Source organism: Phytohabitans maris (assembly GCF_031085175.1).
Lineage (GTDB): Bacteria > Actinomycetota > Actinomycetes > Mycobacteriales > Micromonosporaceae > Phytohabitans > Phytohabitans maris.
This window is the reverse complement of sequence record NZ_JAVHUY010000042.1, coordinates 74604-90810: the sequence shown is the minus strand read 5'-3', so window position 1 is coordinate 90810 and position 16207 is coordinate 74604. Positions and strand designations below refer to the sequence as shown.

20 protein-coding genes are annotated in these 16207 nt (G+C 74.4%); 10 read left to right on the top strand and 10 right to left on the bottom strand.

Annotated features, from left to right (window positions below):
- The first annotated feature begins 55 nt into the window (after nucleotides 1–55).
- Complete coding sequence (locus RB614_RS33795; RefSeq protein ID WP_308716767.1) at nucleotides 56–637, top strand: LURP-one-related family protein; 582 nt, start codon at nucleotides 56–58, stop codon at nucleotides 635–637.
- Nucleotides 638–1225: 588 nt separating this feature from the next.
- Here the strand turns inward: RB614_RS33795 and RB614_RS33790 are convergent.
- Together RB614_RS33790 and RB614_RS33785 are read right to left on the bottom strand one after the other, a co-directional pair.
- On the bottom strand, nucleotides 1226–1741 hold the full coding sequence (locus tag RB614_RS33790; protein WP_308716766.1) for a class I SAM-dependent methyltransferase: 516 nt from the start codon (nucleotides 1739–1741) through the stop codon (nucleotides 1226–1228).
- A 27-nt stretch (nucleotides 1742–1768) separates the two neighbouring features.
- Nucleotides 1769–2161 carry a hypothetical protein gene (locus tag RB614_RS33785; protein ID WP_308716765.1) on the bottom strand — a complete coding sequence of 131 codons (393 nt, stop codon included), beginning with the start codon at nucleotides 2159–2161 and terminating at the stop codon, nucleotides 1769–1771.
- Between the two features lie 60 nt (nucleotides 2162–2221).
- Here RB614_RS33785 and RB614_RS33780 point away from each other — a divergent pair, with 60 nt between their 5' ends.
- The 6 genes from RB614_RS33780 (at nucleotide 2222) to RB614_RS33755 (ending at nucleotide 6215) form a co-directional block, all read left to right on the top strand.
- The gene (locus RB614_RS33780; protein ID WP_428983155.1) at nucleotides 2222–2500 is read left to right on the top strand and encodes a hypothetical protein; all 279 of its coding nucleotides are present in this window, start codon (nucleotides 2222–2224) and stop codon (nucleotides 2498–2500) included.
- 176 nt (nucleotides 2501–2676) lie between these two features.
- Entirely contained in the window at nucleotides 2677–3501 is an 825-nt protein-coding gene (locus RB614_RS33775) for an alpha/beta fold hydrolase (protein WP_308716764.1), read from the top strand.
- A 73-nt stretch (nucleotides 3502–3574) separates the two neighbouring features.
- The gene (locus RB614_RS33770; RefSeq protein WP_308716763.1) at nucleotides 3575–3916 is read left to right on the top strand and encodes a hypothetical protein; all 342 of its coding nucleotides are present in this window, start codon (nucleotides 3575–3577) and stop codon (nucleotides 3914–3916) included.
- Nucleotides 3917–4177: 261 nt separating this feature from the next.
- Nucleotides 4178–4879 carry a TetR/AcrR family transcriptional regulator gene (locus RB614_RS33765; protein ID WP_308716762.1) on the top strand — a complete coding sequence of 234 codons (702 nt, stop codon included), beginning with the start codon at nucleotides 4178–4180 and terminating at the stop codon, nucleotides 4877–4879.
- Nucleotides 4876–5712, top strand: a complete 837-nt coding sequence (locus tag RB614_RS33760) for a YndJ family transporter (protein ID WP_308716761.1) — start codon at nucleotides 4876–4878, stop codon at nucleotides 5710–5712. The genes RB614_RS33765 and RB614_RS33760 overlap by 4 nt, the downstream gene beginning before the upstream one ends.
- On the top strand, nucleotides 5703–6215 hold the full coding sequence (locus RB614_RS33755; protein ID WP_308716760.1) for a DUF1990 domain-containing protein: 513 nt from the start codon (nucleotides 5703–5705) through the stop codon (nucleotides 6213–6215). The genes RB614_RS33760 and RB614_RS33755 overlap by 10 nt, the downstream gene beginning before the upstream one ends.
- Nucleotides 6216–6235: 20 nt before the next feature.
- Here the strand turns inward: RB614_RS33755 and RB614_RS33750 are convergent, their stop codons facing one another.
- The 4 genes from RB614_RS33750 to RB614_RS33735 form a co-directional block, all read right to left on the bottom strand.
- Entirely contained in the window at nucleotides 6236–6430 is a 195-nt protein-coding gene (locus RB614_RS33750) for a hypothetical protein (protein WP_308716759.1), read from the bottom strand.
- Between the two features lie 33 nt (nucleotides 6431–6463).
- Nucleotides 6464–7165: a 4a-hydroxytetrahydrobiopterin dehydratase gene (locus RB614_RS33745; RefSeq protein WP_308716758.1), complete on the bottom strand. Its 702-nt coding sequence runs from the start codon at nucleotides 7163–7165 to the stop codon at nucleotides 6464–6466.
- 67 nt (nucleotides 7166–7232) lie between these two features.
- Entirely contained in the window at nucleotides 7233–7811 is a 579-nt protein-coding gene (locus RB614_RS33740; protein WP_308716757.1) for a hypothetical protein, read from the bottom strand.
- Nucleotides 7812–7820: 9 nt separating this feature from the next.
- On the bottom strand, nucleotides 7821–8165 hold the full coding sequence (locus RB614_RS33735) for a hypothetical protein (protein WP_308716756.1): 345 nt from the start codon (nucleotides 8163–8165) through the stop codon (nucleotides 7821–7823).
- Between the two features lie 689 nt (nucleotides 8166–8854).
- Here RB614_RS33735 and RB614_RS33730 point away from each other — a divergent pair.
- Nucleotides 8855–9145, top strand: a complete 291-nt coding sequence (locus RB614_RS33730) for a DUF2795 domain-containing protein (RefSeq protein ID WP_308716755.1) — start codon at nucleotides 8855–8857, stop codon at nucleotides 9143–9145.
- A gap of 253 nt (nucleotides 9146–9398) precedes the next feature.
- Here the strand turns inward: RB614_RS33730 and RB614_RS33725 are convergent, their stop codons facing one another.
- Nucleotides 9399–9743, bottom strand: a complete 345-nt coding sequence (locus RB614_RS33725) for a DUF3140 domain-containing protein (protein WP_308716754.1) — start codon at nucleotides 9741–9743, stop codon at nucleotides 9399–9401.
- 69 nt (nucleotides 9744–9812) lie between these two features.
- On the opposite strand from RB614_RS33725, the gene RB614_RS33720 reads away from it, so the two are divergent.
- A complete protein-coding gene (locus tag RB614_RS33720; RefSeq protein ID WP_308716753.1) occupies nucleotides 9813–10748 on the top strand; it encodes an AEC family transporter in 936 nt (311 codons plus the stop codon).
- Between the two features lie 522 nt (nucleotides 10749–11270).
- On the opposite strand, the gene RB614_RS33715 is transcribed toward RB614_RS33720, so the two are convergent.
- A complete protein-coding gene (locus RB614_RS33715; protein ID WP_308716752.1) occupies nucleotides 11271–11753 on the bottom strand; it encodes a universal stress protein in 483 nt (160 codons plus the stop codon).
- A 7-nt stretch (nucleotides 11754–11760) separates the two neighbouring features.
- The gene (locus tag RB614_RS33710; protein ID WP_308716751.1) at nucleotides 11761–13425 is read right to left on the bottom strand and encodes an MDR family MFS transporter; all 1665 of its coding nucleotides are present in this window, start codon (nucleotides 13423–13425) and stop codon (nucleotides 11761–11763) included.
- Between the two features lie 120 nt (nucleotides 13426–13545).
- On the opposite strand from RB614_RS33710, the gene RB614_RS33705 reads away from it, so the two are divergent.
- Nucleotides 13546–14145, top strand: a complete 600-nt coding sequence (locus tag RB614_RS33705; protein WP_308716750.1) for a TetR/AcrR family transcriptional regulator — start codon at nucleotides 13546–13548, stop codon at nucleotides 14143–14145.
- A 7-nt stretch (nucleotides 14146–14152) separates the two neighbouring features.
- On the opposite strand, the gene RB614_RS33700 is transcribed toward RB614_RS33705, so the two are convergent.
- Nucleotides 14153–16153, bottom strand: coding sequence for an alpha/beta hydrolase (locus tag RB614_RS33700; protein ID WP_308716749.1), 2001 nt, complete (start codon nucleotides 16151–16153; stop codon nucleotides 14153–14155).
- Nucleotides 16154–16207: the final 54 nt, after the last annotated feature.

Sequence of the window (16207 nt, the reverse complement as noted above, 5' to 3'; positions counted from 1 at the left end):
GCGCCCCCCCGGGGGGCCCCCCCCGCTTGCGGGTCTGTGGCAGACTCGCGCACTTATGAGCACCCAACAACTTCAGAGCCTGCAGACGCTCATCGTGCGGCAGCGCATCCGCATGATGGTGAACCAGTACGAGGTGCACGCGGCCGGGCCGGACGGGTCCGAGGCCGGGATGATCGCGTTCGCCCAGCAAAAGCGGATGGCCTTCAAGGAGCAGGTCACCCTATACACCGACGACACCAAGCAGCAGCCGGTGCTCGGGTTCAAGGCCCGCAAGGTGATGGACCTCGGCTCGGCGTACGACGTGACCGACCCGTCCGGCGCCGCGATCGGCGTGTTCCGCAAGGACTTCAAGCGGTCGCTGCTGCGCTCGACCTGGATCCTGGAGCAGCCCGGCCTGCCCGCCGCGACCGGCCAGGAGCGCAGCCAGCTCGTGGCGATCCTGCGCCGCTTCATGGACTCGCTGTCGTGGCTGCCGTACCACTTCGACTTCGTCTTCGAGGGCGAGCAGCCGGCGTTCTCGGTCGTGAAGAAGTGGGGCCTGCGCGACAAGTACGTCGTGACGATCCACGACCCGCGCCTCGACCGGCGGATGGTCATCGCGATGGCGGTGGCGCTGGACGCGCTGCAGAGCCGCTGAAACTCCGTTGCCACAACGGATCGGGCGGCCTACGTTCGATACCAACAGCTTGTGGCTAGCTGCGGCCGGCACCCTGTGGCGGGTGCCGGCCCCCGCGGCCGGCGGACACCTCTCTCGCCCGCCGGCCGTCGTGGGCTCAACCCACCGGACCGCTCTGCCCTCGCTCAGGGCACCGGAATCCAGGCGCCCTGCTCGGCCGTCCAGGGGCTGTCCGTCCACGAACCTCGCCGCCGGGCGGGGTGGATGTGTGTGCGCGGGAAGCTCTCGAGCTGCCCCGTCTGTGCGTGCGGCCTTCCGGCTTCCACACACCCGCCGCGGGCGGTGAGCGCGGGGTTCGGCGCGAGCCTCGCTCGTGCTGCCCCGTCGGATCTGACCAGGCACGCGCGGCGGGCGGTGGGCGCGAGCCTCGCCGCGAGCCTCGCTCGTGCTGGCGCCGGGATGGGCTTGTCGCGCGGAGCCGGCAGCGGAGGCCGGGGATCTCGGTGAGCGCCAGCTCGCCGCCGGCCGCAGCGGTGCCCGCGGGAGCATGCGGTCCACAGCTCAGGCGGACCGGGGAAAATCCCGTCTGGCCGCTTCCGAAAGCTCTTCCTAGGCGTTCGTGGCGGTGACCGCGGCGCGGGTGCCGGTGACGGTCGCGGTCACCAGGGTGAAGGCGCGCGTGCGGAGCGCGGCCGCGGCCTGGCCGGCGACCGCCTCGACGGCGGCGTGGGTAGGGCGCTCGGCGAAGACGCGCAGCGTGCCGCCGGGGACGAGGAGGCGGCCGATCCGGTCGAGCAGGCGGGGCGGGGTGGCGAGCCAGAAGAGGCTGACGTTCACCGCGAAGACCGTGTCGAACGACCTCTCCGGCAGCTCGACCGCCGTGATGTCCGCTTGCCGGACCTCGACGGTGCCGGCGCGGATGTGGGCGGCGTTCCGCTCCCGCGCCCGGCGCACCGCGCTGGCCGCCCGGTCGATCGCGAGGACGTGGCCGCCGCGGAGCCGCTCGGCGGCCAGCGCGGTGGCCGTGCCGCCGCCGCAGCCGATCTCGAGCAGCCGGTCGTCCGGGCCGACGGCGAGCGCCTCCACCACCCAGCGCCGCCGGTCGACCGCGCTGACACCCGCCATGGTCGCGAGCCTACGTGTGGTGGGAGCTCACCCCGTGTTGAAGTTGTCGTCCACGTCGTCGCAGAGCTGGCACATGGTCTCGTCCAGCACGTCCCGTACGCTGCGCGGGTCCAGGTCGACGCCGTCGGCGCTGACCACCACGTGCACGCGGCTGCCGCCCGCCGGGTCGTCCTCGACGACGGCGGTGCCCTGCACGCGCGGCGCCTCGACGGAACGCAGCGTCAGCCGCTTGTCCTCCACCGCCGTGTCGACCTCACACTCGGCCGAACCGAGCGGCGCCACGACGCGTACCCGGTCGGGGCCGCACCGCTCCAGGCTCACGCCGAGCGGCAGCCACCGGTGCACCCGGTCGGGGTCGGTGAGGTTGTTGAAGACCACCTCCGACGGCGCGTGAAACCCGTACCTGCCACTGATCTCCATGCCTACGTCATACCCAGTGTGGCGGCGGTTACCGGGGACCGCGGCGGGTATCCCGAACACATGTCTGAGCGCACCCCTGGTGAGAGCACGGAGACGATGGACGAGGCGACCCGCCGCGACGGCGGGCCGACGCACGGGCAGGGCGCGGTGACCACGACCGGCGGTACGGCCGGCCCGGCCAGCATCCGCCGCCGGACAAACCGGGACACCGGTGACGGCAAGGTGGCGCCGACCACCACCGGCGACGCGACCAGCGGCGGGATGAGCACGCCCGCGAGCGGCACGACCAGCGACGGTACGAGCAGCGGGGCGACCGCCGGCAACTTCACCGACCGCTGACTTTCGTTCCGGCCGGTCCTTGCTTCCGGCCTTTGGGTGCCGCGCGTTTCGCGCCGGCCGTCGTTTTCGTGCCGACCGCCGTTTGGTGCCGGCTTTTCGCGCCGGCGGCGATGAGTTCGGCGGCGCCGCGGAGTCTGACCCGGCAAGTACGAGCCACGACTCCGAGGAGCGACACCATGAGTGACACCACGACCGGCCGGTACGCCGACGTCAACGGGATCAGCCTCTACTACGAGACGCACGGCACCGGCCGGCCGCTGGTCCTGCTGCACGGCGGCCTCGGCTCGGGCGAGATGTTCGGCCCGATCCTGCCCACGCTCGCCGAACGCCACCAGGTGATCCTGCCCGACCTGCAGGCCCACGGCCGTACCGCCGACATCGACCGGCCGATCGACATCGCGCTGATGGCCGACGACGTCGCGGCGCTCATCGACCACCTGGGGCTCGACCGCCCGGACGTGGTCGGCTACTCGCTCGGCGGCGGCGTGGCGCTGCAGGTCGCGGTGCGGCACCCGGAGAAGGTGGGGCGCCTGGTCACCGCCTCCGCGCACATAAGCACCGACGCGATTCCGGCGGAGATGCGCGAGCAGCAGGGCCAGGTGAACGCGGCGGCGGCCGAGTTCATGAAGGAGACCCCGATGTACCAGTCGTACGTCCGGGTCGCGCCCCGCCCGGAGGACTTCCCGCGGCTGCTCGACAAGATCGGCGAGGCGATGTCGCACGACTTCGACCTCACCGAGGAGGTACGCGGCCTCCAGGTGCCCACACTCATCGTGGCCGGCGATGCCGACATGGCCCCGCCGAGCCACTACGTGGAGGTCTTCAAGCTGCTCGACGGCGGCCTGCGGGACGGCGGCTGGATGGGCGAGGGGCGCCCGAAGGGTGGGCACGCGCTGGCGATCCTGCCCGGCCTCACGCATTACAACCTCTTCGCGTCGCCGCTCTTCGCCGCGGTGACGCTCGCGTTCGTCGACCCGGAGGAGCAGGCCTGGGTGGGCTAGCGCGGGACCTTCCATGCCGCCGATCGTCGGACTTTCCGGGCTTAACGCGCCCGTGCGTGGGTACGGTCAGGGCGTGGAAGGACTCGGCGAACCGGTGGCCTACACCGTCCTGCCGGACGGCGTACCCGTCTACGACCGCAACCGGGTCCTCGTCGGCGAGGTGGAGCACGTCCTCGCCGACGAGGGACCGGACATCTTCCACGGCCTGATCGTGCGGACCCCGGACGGCCACGGCTTCGCCGACCGCGAGCAGATCGCCGAGCTGCACCGGCGCGGCGTACTGCTCACCGTCCCCGGGACCGACCTGCGCGCGCCGAGCGCCGACCCGGTCGCCGCCGACGCCGACCGCCCAGCTGGCGAGCAGCTACAGGAGGGCCTGCGCCGCGCCTGGGACTGGCTGAGCCAGCCCCGCTAGGCCTGCCGGGCTTGTCCTCGGGGTTCCGCCGGCGTTCTCGCAAGGGTTCCGCCCGGCTTCCCGGATGGGCGGGCGCGCGTCGTTCGGGCCGGAGAGCCCGTGGGGTGAGCGCGCGTGGTGCGCCGGAGGATCCGCGGGGTTCGCGCGCGTGGTTCGCGCGGGAGTGCCTGTGGGGTGAGCGCGCCCACTCTTGAACTAGTTCAAATCCAGGGCTACCGTAAGCGTGATTTGAACTAGTTCAAGTCCGGAGGTGCCGTGGGGATGTCCGAGCCGGCCGGCGTGCCACCGGGGCGGGTGGGCGAGCGGCGACCGCCCGCGCACGGCGAGCGCACGCGTGAGCTGATCGTGCGGACCGCGCTGCGGCTCTTCGCCGAGCGGGGCTACGAGCGCACGACGATGCGGGCGATCGCCGACGCCGCGGGCCTGTCGGTGAGCAACGCGTACTACTACTTCCGCTCCAAGGACCACCTGGTCCAGGAGTTCTACGCGGACATCCAGCACCGCCACCGCGAGGAGGCGGCGGAGGCGTTGAGCCGCACGGGTTTCGTCGACCGCCTCCGGGGCGTGCTGCACGCGGGCGTGACCGTGATGGCGCCGTACCACGGGTTCGCCGGCTCCTTCGTCGGCGTCGCGATCAACCCGAGGTCGCCGTCGAGCCCGTTCAGCGACGCGTCGGCAGCGGCCCGCGAGGCGGCGATCGGCCTCTTCCGCGACGTGGTCGAGGGCGCCAAGCCGGCCGTCGACCGGCAGGTCCGCGCCGACCTGCCCGAGCTGCTCTGGCTGGCCTACCTGGGGCTGACGCTGTACTGGGTGCACGACATGTCGTACGAGCAGGACCGCACGCGGCGGCTGATCGACCTGGCGACCCCGTTCGTCGGGCGGCTGATCCGCATCTCCCGGCTGCCGGGCATGCGCCCGATCACCACCGACCTGCTGTGGCTGGTGCGGAAGGTGCGGTCGTGAGCGCCTGGAGCCACGCGCTGCTCGGCGCGCTGATCTGCGTCGGGCTGCTGGTGGTGATGCCGCTTGGCCTGCGCCTGGTGGCGGCGCCCGGCCTGACCCTCGTACACCGGCTGTGGTTTGCCGCCGCGGTGCCGGCCGCGGCCTCGGTGTGGCTGCCGCGCGGCTGGCTCGCGGCGGTGTCGGCCGCCGCCTACCTGCCGGCCGCCGCGGCGCTGCTGCTGAGCGCGGGCCGCGTGGTTGGCGCCGGGCACGGCCGCCTTCCCGGGCCGCGCGCGGTCGCCGTCGCCACCGCGCTGGCCGCGCCGTCGGTGGCGGGGTGCGCGCTGGTGGCGGAGCGGGCCGGGATCCGGCTGTTCGGGTTCGAGCTCGACGTGCTCGCGCTGACCGTCGCCCACTTCCACTACGCCGGCTTCGCCGCCGCGCTCGTCGCCGGACTCGTGTGCACTGTGGACGGTGACGGACCGGCCGGGCGGGTCGCCGCGCTCTGCGTGCCGGCCGGGGTCGCGGTCGTGTTCGCCGGCTTCTTCACCAGTGAGTGGGTCGAGCTCGCCGGCGCCGCCGTGCTCACCGCCGGCATGTGGCTGGTCGGCTGGCTCACCTGGCGCCGGGCCCGCGCCGGCGCGGCCACCCGCGGGCTGCTGGTCACCTCGGCGCTCACGCTGGCCGCGACGATGGTCCTGGCCCTGGACTGGGCGCTCGGGCAGGCCGCCGGCCTCCCGCACCTGCCGGTCTCCTGGATGGTCGCGACGCACGGGCTGGCCAATGCGCTCGGCTTCGCCCTGTGCGGGCTCGTCGCCTGGCGGCGGTTGGGGGTGCGCGCGGGATGGCGCTGACCACGTACCCGGAGGCCGGCGCCACCCGGCGCGGGCCGCTCCCGGCGGGCTACCGCCACCTGCGTTACCGCACGCGGGTGGGTGCGGGCGCCACGGCGTTCGCGGGTGCGGTGGAGGCGGTGCTGAGCTGGCGGATGCACGAGGCGATGGGCGTACCCGTGCGGGCCGACGCCCCGCGCGCCGCGCCCGGCGTCTCGGTATCGACCCGCCCCGGCCTCGGCCCGTTCCGCATGGACGCCCCCTGCGTCGTGGTCTGGACCGAGGAGGGCGAGCGGCGGGGCGGCTTCGGGTACGGCACGGTGACCGGCCACCCGCTGCGCGGCGAGGAGGCGTTCGTGGTGACGCGGGACGCGGACGGCGTGGTGTGGCTCGAGGTTGTCGCGTTCAGCCGAGCGGTGCGCTGGTGGGTGTGGCTGGCCGGCCCGCTGCTGCCGCTGTTTCAGCGCTTCTACGCCCGCCGCTGCGGCGCCGCGCTGCGCCGCCTCACCACTGCCCGCCGCTGACCGACGCCCACGGCGGTCGGTTACACGTAGCGGAAGTTCCACACACCGGTGGGGTCGGCGACCGGCTCCGGCACGTCGCGCTTGGGGTCGACCTCGACCAGCTCGACCCGCTCGGCGGGGAGCACGCGGTCGGGCAGCCGACCGAAGCGCAGGAAGCGGAAGAGCGCCGCCTCCTCGTCGCCCATCGGACCGATCCGGTCGGACTCGATGCTCATACGGTCCATCGTGGCGCACCCGCCGCCCGTTTGTCACGGCCCGGCCATGCCGGCCCCCGCCTCGACGATCGCGTCGTCGACCTGGTGGGCGAGGTCGACGTCGAGGCGGGTGACGGCGTCGACAGATCCCGTGTACACGGTGAGGGTCGCCGTCTCCCCGTCCCGCTCGACGTCCGGCGCCCGCCCCGTCTCGGCGCGCAGCCCCTCGACGCGTTCGAGGACGCGGCGCAGGTTCTCCTCGGGCAGCTGGATGGTCCGCCGGATGGCACGGTGGCCGCCGGTCCAGTACGGCAGGTTGGCCAGCGCGGCGGCGAGCTCGTCGTCGGTGAGCGGTGCGGTGCGCCCGCGCGGACCGGTGATGCCACCGCCGGGCGCGGGGTCGCTGATCAGGTCGCGGATGTCGCCCGGCAGCTCCAGCTCCCCCACCAGCCGCGGCTCCTGTCGCGATAGTACGTAAAGCACCGCCTGCACCCGTTCGCGCGCCTCCTCCGGCGCGGTGCCGGTCAGCCACGACACCTCGGCGACGAAGTCGTCGTGGTCCCACGCCGGCCCGGGCGCCTCACCGACCTCCTCGGCGAGCAGGGTGGGTACCGCGTCCAGGACCCGCTGCCGCTGCGGCTCGTCCACCGTCCGTACGAGGGTCGCGATAGTCGCCTCGGCGGCCCGCCGCGCCTCGTCCACGCTGACGCCGATGTGGTCGGCCACGGTCGTGACCAGGTCTCGATGCTGCACCATGTCAGAACTTCTCCCTCCGGCCCGCCGGTCCCGCTCCCCGTGGCGGGCCAAGCCCTTCCCGTCTCGCCTACGTATCCGGCCACTCGCCCGCCGCGGAAGTCCCGCGCGGCCAGCCGGGCTCGCGGGCCGCACTGGCCTCGCCTGTCGCGGCGGGCTCCTGCGCTGCGGCGGCCTTGCCTGGTGCGGCGGGCTCGCCTCGTCTGGCGGGCTCGCATTCCGCGGTGGCCTCGCCTGCTCCGGCGGGCTTCTGCGCTGCGGCGGCCTTGCCTGGTGCGGCGGGCTCGCCTCGTCTGGCGGGCTCGCCTGGCCTGGCGGGCTCGTCTTCCGTGGTGGCCTCGCCCGATGCTGCGGCCTCGCCTGGTCCTGCGGGCTCCTGCGCTGCGGCGGCCTCGCCCGGTCCGGCGGGCTCGCCCGGTCCAGCGGTTTCGCCTGGTGCGGTGGCCTCCTCGGGCTCGTGGAAGATGTCGGGTTGGCCGCCGGGCTCCGTCGGTGCCAGGTCAGGTGCGGGCGCGTCGTCGTCGACCGCGGCGGCGGTCCGCTCCAGCTCCTCGACCGGCCGGATGCGCGGCTCCCCCGGCGGTTCGGCGCCCAGCTCCCGGGCGGCCTCTTCGAAGTCCTCGTAGTCGCGGCTGCCGGCCTCTGTCACGGGCCCTCCTCACCGCGGCACGGCGCCTGACCGCCCGGTCAGGCCACCACCCGGCGACGTGCGCGACCCGGCGGTCGGATCGCCAGCGTGGGTGGCGTGGCCCGGGGAGCCGCCCGGATCGCCGGCGCCGGCCGCCCGGCGGGTGGAGCCGGTCGAGTCGCTCGGATCGCCGGCGCGGGCCGCCTGACGGGCGGGACCGGTCGGGTCGGTGGGCGACGGGCCGGGCGGCGGTGGGGGTACCGGGGCCGGATCGGGTGCCGGCCCCGGCGGCGGCTCGGCCGGTGAAGGCGGCCGCGGCGGCGGACCCGGCTGCGGCGGTGCCGGCGGGGCCGGTGGCTCGGTCACTGTGCTCATGACGTCGGGGTACCCCGGCGGCGCGCGCCGAACCCCTTCCCCAGCCGGGTGGGCCTCACGGTCCCGAGGCGAGCCTGCCCGAGGCGAGCCCGCCCGAGGCGAGCCCGCCGGACGCGAGCCCGCCGGACGCGAGCCTGCCGGACGGGGGCCTGCCGGACGCGAGGCCGCCGGACGCGAGGCCGCCGGACGGGAGCCTGCAGGACGTCGCTCACCGTGCGGCCGGGTCGGCACGCCCCCGCCGGACCGGCCGCTTGCGGGGTCCGCCGCGGACCGGGCCGGGTCGCCGAACCGCCGCACGCCAGACCGGCCGGCTCGCGGGACCGCTGCGGGCCAGGCCTGCGGGTCGAGTCGGACGCGGACCGACAGCGCCGAAACGGACCGGACCAGCACGGCCCAAGCCGACCGGACCAGCGGACCGAGACGGCCCAAGCCGGCCGGGCCGACACGGGCCAAGCCGACCGGGCCGACACGGGCCAAGCCGACCGGGCCGACACGGGCCACGCGGACCGGACCGGCAGGGCCGGCACGGGCCGGCCGGCACCGCCGAAGCGGGCCGAACCGGCGCGGCTGGCCGCTGTCGGACCGGACCGACAGGGCCGACACGGGCCGGCCGGCACCGCCGACGCGGGCCGGACCGGCGAGGCCGCTGGCCGCTGGTTGGGGCGCGCCAGAGCGGGTAGCCCAGCGCCATGGACGAGACCGGCTGGAACGGTGTGCGCGCGGCGCTCGACGACCTCGACTACCCGGCGCGCAAGGAACAGGTGGTGGGGCACGCCGAGCGGCGGGGAGCGCCGGCGGCGGCGATGCGGTTGCTGCGCGGGCTGCCGCTGGAGACGTACCGCAACTTGGACGAGATCCGGAGTTCGGTGCCGCTCGACCCGGCCGCCGACGACGGGCAGACGCCGGACGAGAGGGCCCGGCGGGCCCGGTCGCCGCACAACCACCGGATCGCCCAGCACCTGCGGGACCTGCGCACCTGACCGCGGGTTGGCCTCCAAGGCCAAAGGTCCAAGCGGCCCTCAGCGGCCCCAGGCCCGCAGGCCGCAGTCATCAGCCCCGCAGTGCCCCAGGCCCGCAGTCGCCCCAGGCCCGCAGGCCGCAGTCATCAGCTCCGCAGCGCCTCAGGCCCAGCGCCTCAGCGGCGCAGACCAAAGGCTCCAGGCCGCCAAAGGCGTCTGGCCCCAGGCCCCAGCGGGCCCAGCGCCGCCGGCCGCAGGCCAAGAGGCCGCAGCCCTACCGCAAGTCGCGCCAGGGGTCGTGGCCCACCGCCATCAGGCTGTGCCGCCACGGTTCCAGGTCCACGTCGTCCGCCGGGCGCTGGGACAGGCGGCGGTTGATCAGGTCGGTCACCTCGCGCATCAGCGTGACGTCGTCGCCGGTCAGGTCCACCCGCCGCTTGCCCAGTACGCGCAGGACGTGGTTACCGAGGTCCATCACATCGACGTCCGGTTCGGGCGGGTACGTGTCGTTGAGCGCGGTCTCGGCCAGCAGCCAGTCGCGCAGCTGGGGCGAGGTCATGTTGACCGCCGCGTGGAAGTCCTGCCACACGCGTTCCAGCTCCGGATCAGCACCTGCCATCTGTGGTCACCCCCTCAACCCCACCCCTACCCAGTCGGGGGCCCGGCAACCGCCCGCCATGCTTACCCGGTGCGTGGCGTGCTGGCCGGCTTCGCGGCGATCTGGGTCGTCACCCTGGTCGGGTACCTGATCGGGCGGTTCGAGCTGCTCGGCCCCTCGGGCCCGACCGTGCTCGCCCGCCTCGTGTTCTTCGTCGCCGCGCCGGCGCTGCTGCTCACCACGCTGGCCCGCTCCTCGCCCGGGGAGGTGTTCACCCCGGCACTGGCCGCGTTCGTGCTGAGCACGGTGCTCACCGCCGGCGCGTACCTGGCGATCACGCTGCTGGCACACCGCGGGCGGGACCGGCCGGACACCGGGACGCTGACCGTCGGCACGCTCGCCGCCTCGTACGTGAACGCCGGCAACCTGGGCATCCCGGTCGCCGCGTACGTGCTGGGCGACGTGTCGTTCATCGCGCCGGTGCTGCTCTTCCAGACCATGCTGGCGGCGCCGCTCGGGCTGGCCGTGCTCGACGTCACCACCGGCGGGCGGCGGCCGTCACCGCGGGCGCTCGCGGTGCTGCCGCTGCGCAGCCCGCTCACGCTCGCCTCGGCGGTGGGGATCACGGTCGCCGCGACCGGGTGGCGGCCGCCGGACGAGGTGTTGCGGCCGTTCGACCTGGTGGCCTCGGCCGCGGTACCGCTGGCACTGCTCGCACTCGGGATGTCGCTGCCGGGCAGCCGACCGTTCCAGGCCGGGCCGGACGGGCGAAGCCGGTACACCGCGGTGGTCCTGAAGGCGGTCGGGCAGCCCCTGCTCGCGTACCTGATCGGAAGGCACGCCCTCGGCCTCGACGGGCCGGCGCTGCTCGCCGCGGTCGTGACCGCGGCCCTGCCCACCGCGCAGAACATCTTCGTCTTCGCCAGCCGCTACGACCGCGCGGTGACCCTGGCCCGCGACACGATCGTGCTCACCACCCTGGCCGCCGCCGCGACCCTCGTCCTGATCGCGGCCTGGCTGGGCTGAAGGCGCCGATGGTCTGTGATCGAAGCTCCCTTCACGTCGTTCTAGCGACTTGAGGGGAGCTTCGATCACGGCCGTGGGGGACCGCGCCGTCTCCAGAACCGGAAGACCAGATTTCGAGCTGCCGCGACGTCCGCGGTGGTCCGGACCGTTGCGCGGGGCCCCCGGGGAAACGTGGAGCGCAGCGGAGCGTTTTCTTGGGGTGCTTTCCCGCGGCCGCACCCTTCGCGGTCGGCGGCCGCCACCCCGGCCCCTGCGGGGAGCCGGCGGACGCCCGGGCGTCCGCATCCGCCACACTCACCCGCCGCGCCAGCGCCGGGCTGTGTGCCGGCGGGAGGCTCTCGAGCTGCCCCGTCCATGCGTGCGGCGCGACAGCTTCCGCCCGCACAGGCCGCGCGTGCCGCACGGGGCTTGCCCCGTCTGTGCGTGCAGCTCGAGAGCTCCGCCGGCCTATGCCCGATCCGCCGGCGGCGCGGGGAAACCTGCGGACCGGCAGCGGAGGCCGGGGACCCTACCCACGCTCGGTCAGGGCACCACCGTGATCGGCCAGCGGCCGAGGCGGACCAGGCGGTTGGCCACCGAGCCGCCGAACAGCCGGTGCGCCTGGGTCGACGCGCCCACCACCACGATGTCCGCCTTGACCTCGCCGGCGACCTCGCGCAGGCAGCCGTACGCGTCGCCGCGGCGGCAGACGAAGCTCACCGGGATCCGCATCTCCTCGGCCAGCTGCCGGATCTCCGCGCGCAGCTCGGCCTCCAGCTCCTCGTGCGCGGCGACCAGCATGGGCGCGGCGCCGGGGATGGCCCAGGCCCAGGTCTGCACGGGCGCCGCGTACGCCACGACCAGCCGGCAGCGTTGCCGCCTCGTGAGGCCGCAGGCGTACGCGGCGGCGCGCATCGACGTGTCCGAACCGTCCACGCCGACGAGGATCACCCGAGGTCCGTCGGTCCCGCGCTCGAACGGCGGCGGCGCCCACCGCGGCCCGTACTGCTCGACGGCGGATCGCATGACCCCGCTACCGGCCCCTCGCGTTGGACACGGGCTCGTCCGCTTCGCCCCCGGAAGCGGACGACGAGCCGGAGGCGGCAGCCGAGTCGGGAGCGGCAGCCGAACCGGAAGCGGACGACTGCGGGGCCGACGGGCCGGCGGGCGGGGCGGAGTCGAGGCTGGTGCGCAGCGGCGCCGGCTTGAGCAGCGCGGCGGCGATCACGCCGAGGACACCGATCGCGGCCGAGATGAGGAAGATGTGGCCGGTCGCGTCGCCGTACGCGGCGCGCACGATGTGCTGCACCGTGTCCGGGAGCGCGTTGAGGTTGAGCGTGCTGGTGCCGCCCCCGCCCGAGGTGGGGAGCCCGGCCGCGGCCAGGTCGTGGGTGATGCTGTCGGTGACCCGGTTGGCGAGCACCGCGCCGAGCACCGAGACGCCGATCGTGCCACCCAGCGAGCGGAAGAACGTCACCGAGGAGCTGGCCGCGCCGACGTCGCGCAGGGGCACGGTGTTTTGCACGGCGAGGATCAGGTTTTGCATCGACATGCCGACGCCCGCGCCGACCAGGAACATCGCCGCGCCCACCACGACCAGCGAGGTCTCGTGGTCGATGATCGACAGCAGCGCGAACCCGGCGACGAGCAGGATGGTGCCGGCCAGGATGTACGGCTTGACCCGCCCGGAGACGCTGATCAGCCGGCCGGCGACGATGGAGGTGATCAGCACGCCGGCCATCATCGGGATGGTGAGCAGGCCGGCCTCGGTGGGGCTGTAGCCGCGGCCGATCTGGAAGTACTGGCCGAGGAAGACCGCGCCGCCGAACATCGCCGTGCCGACCGCGAGGCTGGCCACGATCGCGAGGGCGGTGGTCCGCTCGCGCACGATGCGCAGCGGGATGACCGGCTCGGCGGCCCGCGACTCGACCCGCAGCGCGGCGGCGAGCAGCACGACCGCGCCGCCGACCATCGCGCCGGTCTCCCAGGAGAGCCAGCCGAACGAGTGGTCGACGAACGAGACCCAGATCAGCAGGATGCTCACCCCGGCCGCGATGAGCGTGGCGCCGAGATAGTCGATCTTGACCTTGCGGCGGATGGTGGGGATGTGCAGGGTGGCCTGGAGCAGCAGCAGCGCGACGATCGCGACCGGTACGCCGACGAAGAAGCACCAGCGCCAGCCGAGCCACGCGGTGTCCGCGATCAGGCCGCCGAGCAGCGGGCCGCCGACCGTCGCGAGGGCCATCGTGCCGCCCAGGTAGCCGTTGTAGCGGCCCCGCTCGCGCGGTGGGATGATCGCCGCGATCACGACCTGGACCAGCGCCTGCAGGCCGCCGACCCCGATGCCCTGGAACGCGCGGGCGGCGATCAGCTCACCCGCGTTCTGCGCGAACCCGGCGACCATCGAGCCGACGACGAAGATGCCGATCGCGATCTGCACCAGCAGCTTCTTGTTGAGCAGGTCGGCGAGCTTGCCCCAGATCGGCGTCGACGCGGTCGCGGTCAGCAGGGTCGCGGTGACCACCCACGTGTACTGGGTCTGGCTGCCGTTGAGGGCGCCAATGATCTTGGGGAGCGCGGTCGAGACGACGGTGGAGCTGAGCAGGGCCACGAAGAGCACCAGCAGCAGGCCGCTGAGGCTCTCCAAGCGCTGCCGGTGGCTCATGACCTCGGGAGCGACAGAAGCGGACGCGGTCATACGACGCGGGCCTCCAGGGGAGTGGACGGATTGGTTCACGGCAAGCATCCCGCAAAACATGCTCAGTGCGCAAGTTTTCTCACTGGGAAGAACGTCACGCGGCGCGTAGGCTGCGAGGCGATGACGGTGACGACGAACCCACCCGGGCTGCGGGAGCGGAAGAAGGCCGCGACGCGGCAGGCCCTGCACGAGGCCGCCGTGCGGCTCGCGGCCGAGCACGGCGTGGAGCACGTCACCGTGGAGGCGATCGCGGACGCGGCGAACGTGTCGCGGCGCACGTTCTCCAACTACTTCGCCAGCAAGGAGCGGGCGCTCCTGCACACCGACTACGCCCGGGTGGGCCGGCTGATCGAGCTGGTACGCGACCGCCCGGCCGGCGAGGCGGCGTGGACCGCGCTCACCCGCGCGATCGAGGCGTCGGCCGCGGAGAACGCCGACGAGGACCCGGAGTGGCGGGCCCGGTACCGGACGCTCCGCCGCGACCCGGCGCTCGCCGGCGAGCTGGTCAGCTCGTACGCGGTGGCCGAGCGCGAGCTCGCCGGCGTGATCGCGGGACGGCTCCCGGCCTCACCGGACGCCCCGCTGCGCGCCCGGCTGCTGGCCGCGCACTTCCTGGCGGCCGTCCGGGTGGCCAACCAGATGTGGCTGGAGCACCCGGACGAGCCGCTGGCCGACGTCGTCCGCCAGGCCCTGGCCACGACGGCCGAGCCGTTCACCTAGCCGGTGATCAAAGCTCCCTCGAAGTCGCTAGAACGACGTCAGGGGAGCTTCGATCACGGGAGCGCGCGGTGCGAGCCACGTCCAGCGCGAGCACGGCGAGGTTGGCGGCCAGGACCGCGCCGAGGATCCCGGCGAGCGCGCCGGCCAGGCCCGCTACCGCGTGCGCGCCGAGCCAGGCGCCGGCCAGGCCCCAGGCCACCGCCGCGCCGAGGGCGCCGTACCGCAGGCCCGGCCGGACGCCCCGGCGGAGCCAGGCCAGGTACACGCAGAGCCCGACCGCGAGCCCCGACGCCACCATCGCGAGCCCGCCGCTGGCGAACAGCCCGGGCCACACGGCCGCCGCTACCAGGATCGCCAGGAACCACCCGCCGAGCCCCGCCACGGCCGCCGCGAGGCTGCGCAGCAGTACGCTCGCCACCACCCCGAAGCCGCCCCGGCGCCACACCCACAGCGCCATCCCGCCGAGCAGCGCCAGCGCGAGCAGCGCGCCACCGGCCAGGACGGCGAGGACCACCCGCGCCACCGCCGGCATCGACGTCCCCACTTCGAAGTCGACCGGCTGTGTCGTGTACCCCGAACGGTCCACGACGCCGCGGTCGTAGAACGTGTTCAACAGCCGCTTGCCGGCCGCCGGCTGGTTGCCCCAGAAGTCAGCCGTGTGGCCGAGCTCGGCGAGCACGACCTGGTGGCCGTTGGGCAGCGCGGGCATCAGCTCGGCGGTGGCCACGGTCGGCGGCGCGGTGAAGTCGACCGTCCCGCCGATCACCAGCGTCTCCACATCGGACGGTCGGACGCGCTGGTAGTCGGCGTGGTCCGGGCTCGGCGGCCACGCCTCGGCCATCTGCCCGCGGGCCCAGATGAAGTCGGTGGCCGCGTTGCCGAGGATCGTTCCGGGGTCGCCACCGCCCGCGTAGTACGCCTCGACGGCGGGCGCGTCGATGCTGACCGTCGCCGCGGACTCGCCCCACACGAACGACTCCGGGAAGACCAGGTCGGCCAGCACGCCGAGGGCCCAGAGCCCGCTCGGGTCGCCTTCCGCCGCGCTCAGCCAGGCGTCGAACGTGGTCGGCCCGTTGAGCGGGGCCGCCGCGCCGGTGCTCTCGTGCAGCCCCCACATCGTCGCCGCCCGGACGGTGCCGGTCTTGACCCGCAGCGGACCCCACCGGTCCGGTGCGTCCGCGACGGTGGCGCGCAGCTCGGCGGCCAGATCCGGGGTACGGGCGGCGCAGCCCTCGTCCGCGGCGCAGAGTCCGGCGTAGTAGCGGATCTGCTCGTCGGTGATCTCCGGGTCCCACACGAAGTGGCCGGGCGGGTTGGCGCCGATCATCACCGAGCGGTGCAGCGCCTCCGGGTACCGCCACGAGTAGATCATCGCGGTGCGCGTGCCGGCGCTCTGGCTGAGCAGGTCGATCCGCCCGTAGCCGAGCGCCTCGCGGGCCGCCTGCAGGTCGTCGACGCGCTGCGGCAGCGAGTACCCGTCGAGGTCGACGCCGTCGCCGGTCAGCCGCTGGCGGCAGTCGGTCAGCGCCGCCGCGAACCGCTCGGCGGTCGCCGCGGAGGTGAAGTCGGCCGAGCGGCGCAGGGCCCCGGTCACCTCCGGGCAGTCGAGCCGGACCGACCCGTCGACGCCCCGGTAGCCGACCAGCACGACGTCACGGCCGCCGGAGATCCAGCCGGCCTCGGGAAAGTCCATGTTGGACTGTCCCGGCCCGCCGACCAGCCGGAAGACCGGCTCCGCGGCCGGTCCGGCGGTCGCCCGGACGCGTACCACCGGCAGCGCGATCAGGCGCGAGTCGGGGTCGCGCCGGTTCTCCGGTACGACGAGCGTGCCGCAGTCGGCCGCCCGGCTCCCGCCGTCGGTCTCGTACGCGCACGGCTCCAGCGCCAGGTCGCCGGCGTGCGCGCCGTCCGGCACCGCGGGCCGGGAGTGGCCCGACCATCCTATGTAGACCAGACCGAGCGCCAGGAGCCCGATCACCGCCAGGGCCACGGCCCTTCTCCACACCATGACTCTCGAGTCTGGTGTGGATCGGCGCCCGGTTCGATGGTGCCAACCGGCGTA